Origin of the sequence: Pseudooceanicola lipolyticus, assembly GCF_002786325.1 — a bacterium.
GTDB classification, from domain to species: Bacteria; Pseudomonadota; Alphaproteobacteria; order Rhodobacterales; family Rhodobacteraceae; genus Pseudooceanicola_C; species Pseudooceanicola_C lipolyticus.
Genome location: NZ_PGTB01000220.1, coordinates 1 through 4933, shown reverse-complemented (window position 1 = coordinate 4933; position 4933 = coordinate 1). Strand labels below are relative to the sequence as shown.

3 protein-coding genes are annotated in these 4933 nt (G+C 67.8%); all 3 read right to left on the bottom strand.

Annotated elements, in window-relative coordinates:
• A partial coding sequence (locus CVM52_RS23530) for a formate dehydrogenase accessory sulfurtransferase FdhD (protein WP_205965013.1) occupies positions 1 to 416 on the bottom strand: 416 nt, incomplete at its 3' end.
• A gap of 4 nt (positions 417 to 420) precedes the next feature.
• Positions 421 to 3339, bottom strand: a complete 2919-nt coding sequence (gene fdhF, locus CVM52_RS23525; RefSeq protein ID WP_100164772.1) for a formate dehydrogenase subunit alpha — start codon at positions 3337 to 3339, stop codon at positions 421 to 423.
• Positions 3336 to 4853: a formate dehydrogenase beta subunit gene (locus CVM52_RS23520; RefSeq protein ID WP_100164771.1), complete on the bottom strand. Its 1518-nt coding sequence runs from the start codon at positions 4851 to 4853 to the stop codon at positions 3336 to 3338. The genes fdhF and CVM52_RS23520 overlap by 4 nt, the downstream gene beginning before the upstream one ends.
• Positions 4854 to 4933: the final 80 nt, after the last annotated feature.

Here is a 4933-nt window from a genome sequence, read left to right as displayed (position 1 = left end):
TCGGCGCGGGACAGCACCGGCCCGGTAGTGCCGACATGGGGTAGGGGGCGCGTCGCTTCGTCCAGGCTGTCGATGCCGCAGAGCCCGCAGCCCACCGGCCCGGCCATGAAGCGGCGCCGCGCGCCCAGCTTTTCGCCGCGATCGGCGCGCAGCCACAGCCGCGCCTCGATCCCCCGGTCATGGGTCAGCGTCTCGAACCCCTCGATCTGGTCCAGCGCGGTGACGATCCGCTCGGTCAGGGCAAAACCGCAGGCGAAATCCTCGATATCGCCGGGGCTGGCCATCATCACCGCCTGGGTGGTGCCGTCGCAGACGATGGCGACGGGCACCTCTTCGGGCAGCGCGCGGCGGATCGCGCGGCTGCGGTCGCCCTGGACGGCGCGGCCCGGCCGGCTGCAGGAGGCGGGGAAGGCCACGGCGCTATTCGGCGGCGGGCAGGATGCGGCGGGATTTCTCGGCAAAGGCCGAGTAATCCTCCTGCCAGTCCGTCGGCCCGTTCGACAGGCTGACCTGCACCGCGGTCACCTTGTATTCCGGGCAATTGGTGGCCCAGTCGGAAAAATCGGTGGTGATCACGTTGGCCTGGGTGTCGGGGTGGTGGAAGGTGGTATAGACCACGCCGGGGCTGACCCGGTCGGTCAGCGCCGCCTTCAACGTGGTTTCGCCCGAGCGGCTGGCCAGCTTGATCCAGTCACCGTCTTTCACGCCGCGGTTCTCGGCATCGCTGGGATGGATTTCCAGCACGTCCTGATCGTGCCAGATCACGTTGTCGGTGCGCCGGGTCTGGGCGCCGACATTGTACTGGCTGAGGATCCGGCCGGTGGTCAGCAGCAGCGGGAAGCGCGGGCCGGTCTTTTCGTCGGTCGCCACGTATTCGGTGACGATGAACCGGCCCTTGCCGCGCACGAAGCCGTCCACATGCATCAGCGGCGTGCCCTGCGGCGCGTTGTCGTTGCAGGGCCATTGCACCGAGCCTTCGCGCTCGAGCAGCTCATAGCTGACCCCGGCGAAAGAGGGCGTGGTGGCGGCGATCTCGTCCATGATCTGGGCGGGATGGGTATAGTTCCAGCTGGCGCCCATCGCATTGGCCAGCAGCTGGGTGATCTCCCAATCGGCATAGCCGTTGCGCGGCGCCATCACCCGGCGCACCCGGTTGATGCGGCGTTCGGCATTGGTGAAGGTGCCGTCCTTTTCCAGGAAGGTCGATCCGGGCAGGAAGACATGGGCGTAATTCGCGGTCTCGTTCAGGAACAGGTCATGCACGATGACACAGTCCATCGCCGCCAGCCCGGCGGCGACGTGATGGGTGTCGGGATCGGATTGCAGGATGTCCTCGCCCTGGCAATAGAGGCCCTTGAAGGTGCCGTCGACGGCGGCGTCCAGCATGTTGGGAATGCGCAGCCCCGGCTCGGGGTCGATCTCGACCCCCCAGGCCTCTTCGAAAATCTTGCGCACCTCGGGCAGTTTGACATGGCGATAGCCCGGCAGTTCATGCGGGAACGAGCCCATGTCGCAAGAGCCCTGCACGTTGTTCTGCCCGCGCAGCGGGTTCACCCCGACGCCCTCGCGGCCGATATTTCCGGTCAGCATCGCCAGGTTGGCGATGCCCATCACCGTGGTCGAGCCCTGGCTGTGCTCGGTCACGCCCAGCCCGTAGTAGATCGCGCCGTTGCCGCCGGTGGCGAACAGCCGCGCGGCGGCGCGCAGCTCGGCCGCCGGCACGCCGGTCAGCATCTCGGTGGCTTCCGGGCTGTGGCGCGGATCCGCGATGAAGGCGGCATAATCCTGGAACCCGTCCCAGTCGCAGCGGCTGCGGATAAACGCCTCGTCATAGAGGTTTTCGGTGACGATCACATGCGCCAGCGCGCTGACCACCGCGACATTGGTGCCGGGGCGCAGCGGCAGGTGATGGGCGGCCTCGACATGCGGCGAGCGCACCATGTCGATGCGGCGCGGGTCGATCACGATCAGCTTCGCGCCCTGGCGCAGCCGTTTCTTCAGCCGCGAGGCAAAGACCGGGTGGCCGTCGGTCGGGTTGGCGCCGATCACGATCACCACATCGGTTTTGTCGACGCTGTCGAAATCCTGGGTGCCGGCACTGGTGCCGAAGGTCTGGCGCAGGCCATAGCCGGTGGGCGAGTGGCAGACACGGGCACAGGTATCGGTGTTGTTGTTGCCGAACACCGCGCGGGCCAGCTTTTGCACCAGATAGGTTTCCTCGTTGGTGCAGCGGCTGGAGGTGATGACGCCGATGGATTTCGGCCCGTAGGCCTGTTGCAGCCCGCGCATCCGCTGAGCGGCAAATTGCAGCGCCTCGTCCCAGCTGACCTCGCGCCAGGGCTGGTCGATGCGGTCGCGGATCATTGGGTTCAGGATGCGGTCGCTGTGATGGGCATAGCCATAGGCAAAGCGCCCCTTCACGCAGGAATGGCCGCGGTTTGCCTTGCCGTGCCGGTAGGGCACCATGCGCACCAACTCGTCGCCGTTCAGCTCGGCCTTGAAGGAACAGCCGACGCCGCAATAGGCGCAGGTGGTGATCACCGACCGGTCGGGCGTGCCCATCTCGATCACCGATTTTTCCTGCAAGGTGGCGGTGGGGCAGGCCTGCACGCAGGCGCCGCAGCTGACACAATCCGAGCTCATGAAATTGTCGTCGGCCATGCCCGCCGAGACCTGGCTGTCAAAGCCGCGCCCGGAAATCGTCAGCGCGAAGGTGCCCTGCACCTCTTCGCAGGCGCGCACGCAGCGCGAACAGACGATGCATTTCGACGGGTCGAAGCTGAAATAGGGGTTGGAATCGTCCTTGGGCACATAGCGCGGGTTGGCCGCGCCCGCCGGGGCCCGCGCCCGGATATCGCCCGCGGCCAGGGTTCCGGCGGTCTTGGCATAGTGGTTGGCGCCGCTGTCGTAGCGCACGTCGCGCAGCCCGACCATGCCGGCCATGTCCTGCAATTCGCAATCGCCATTGGCGGCACAGGTCAGACAATCGAGCGGGTGATCGGAAATATAAAGCTCCATCACGCCGCGGCGGATCTTCTTCGCCTGTGGCGACTGGGTTTGCACCACCATGCCCGGCGCCACCGGCGTGGTGCAGGCGGCGGGCAGGCCGCGCCGCCCCTCGATCTCGACCACGCAGAGCCGGCAGGAGCCGAACGCCTCGATACTGTCGGTGGCGCAGAGCCGCGGCACGGTGATCCCGGCCTCGGCGGCGGCCCGCATCACGCTGGTGCCTTCGGGCACCGTCACCTCGAACCCGTCGATGCGCAGCGTCACCGGTGCGCCGGCCTTGGCCGGGGTGCCCTTGTCCTGATCGTCCCAGGGAATGATGAAGTCTTTCATTCGGCAGCCTCCTTGCGGGTGGCGAAATCATCGGGGAACAGCCGCAGCGCCGACATCACCGGATAGGGGGTGAAGCCGCCCAGCGCGCAAAGCGAGCCGATCTTCATCGTCTCGCAGAGATCGGTCAGCAGGTCGGCCGCCGCCGGGTCGCCACGGGCGATGCGGTCCAGCGTCTCGACGCCGCGCACCGCGCCGATCCGGCAGGGGGTGCATTTGCCGCAGCTTTCCACCGCGCAGAATTCCATCGCGAAGCGCGCCAGTTTCAGCATGTCGGCGCGGTCGTCGAACACCACGATCCCGGCATGGCCGATCAGCCCGCCGGCACCGTCGAATTCCTCGTAGCCGAAGGGCGTGTCGAATTGCGCCGGCGCGAAATAGGCGCCCAGCGGGCCGCCGACCTGTACCGCCTTGACCGGCCGGCCCGAGGCGGTGCCGCCGCCGATCTCGTTCACCAGCTCACCCAGCGGCATGCCGAAGGCGGTTTCGAACAGCCCGCCATACCGGACATTTCCGGCGATCTGGATCGGCATGGTGCCTTTTGACCGGCCGAGCCCGAAATTCGCGTAATGCTGAGCGCCTTTTTCGAAAATTACCGGTACCGTGGCCAGCGAGATCACGTTGTTCACCACGGTGGGCTGTCCAAAGGCGCCTTCCAGCGCCGGCAGCGGCGGCTTGGCCCGCACCACGCCGCGCTTGCCCTCCAGGCTGTTCAGCAGCGAGGTCTCCTCGCCGCAGACATAGGCGCCGGCTCCGACCCGGATCTCCAGCTCGAAGGCGCGGCCCGAGCCCAGCACATCGGGCCCCAGCAGGCCGGCGGCGCGGGCGTGGTCCAACGCCGCGCCCAGCACCGCGATGGCGTCGGGATATTCCGAGCGGATATAGACAAAGCCCCGCTCGGCCCCGGTGCCCAGCCCGGCAATCACCATGCCTTCGATCAGCGAATAGGGATCGCCCTCCATCAGCATCCGGTCGGCAAAGGTGCCGCTGTCGCCCTCGTCGGCATTGCAGACGATGTATTTGCGCGTGCCCGGCGCGCTGCGCACCGTCTCCCACTTGATGCCGGTGGGAAAACCGGCGCCGCCGCGGCCGCGCAGGCCCGAGTCCTTGACCTCGGCAACAATTTCCGCGGCGTCCATCTGCAGCGCCCGGCGCAGCCCGGCCAGCCCGCCCTGCGCCTCGTATTCAGCCAGCGACAGCGGGTCGATGACACCGCAGCGGGCAAAGGTCAGCCGGGTCTGGCGGGCGAAAAACGGGATCGCCTCGACCGGGCCGAGGCTGTCGGCGGTGCCGTCCAGCAGCGCTGGTGCCTGGTCGGGGGTCACCGGGCCATAGCCGATGCGCCCGTCGCCGCGGTCGATCTCGACCAGCGGTTCCAGCCAGATCATGCCACGGGTGCCGTTGCGGATGATCTCCACGTCCAGCCCGCGCCGCGCCGCCTCGGCGGCCAGCGCATCGGCGACCTGGTCGGCGCCCAGCGCCTTGGCGACGCTGTCGAGGGGCACATAGATTTTCATGCGCCTGCCTCCGCGACGATCGCGTCCAGCCGCGCGGCATCGGCCCGGCCCACCACCCGGCCGTCGATCATCGCCGCCGG

What these genes read in the sequence shown, in the direction of transcription:
- fdhF (WP_100164772.1), bottom strand. Translation starts at nt 3,339, where the DNA reads ATGAAAGACTTCATCATTCCCTGGGACGATCAGGACAAGGGCACCCCG.
- CVM52_RS23520 (WP_100164771.1), bottom strand. Translation starts at nt 4,853, where the DNA reads ATGAAAATCTATGTGCCCCTCGACAGCGTCGCCAAGGCGCTGGGCGCC.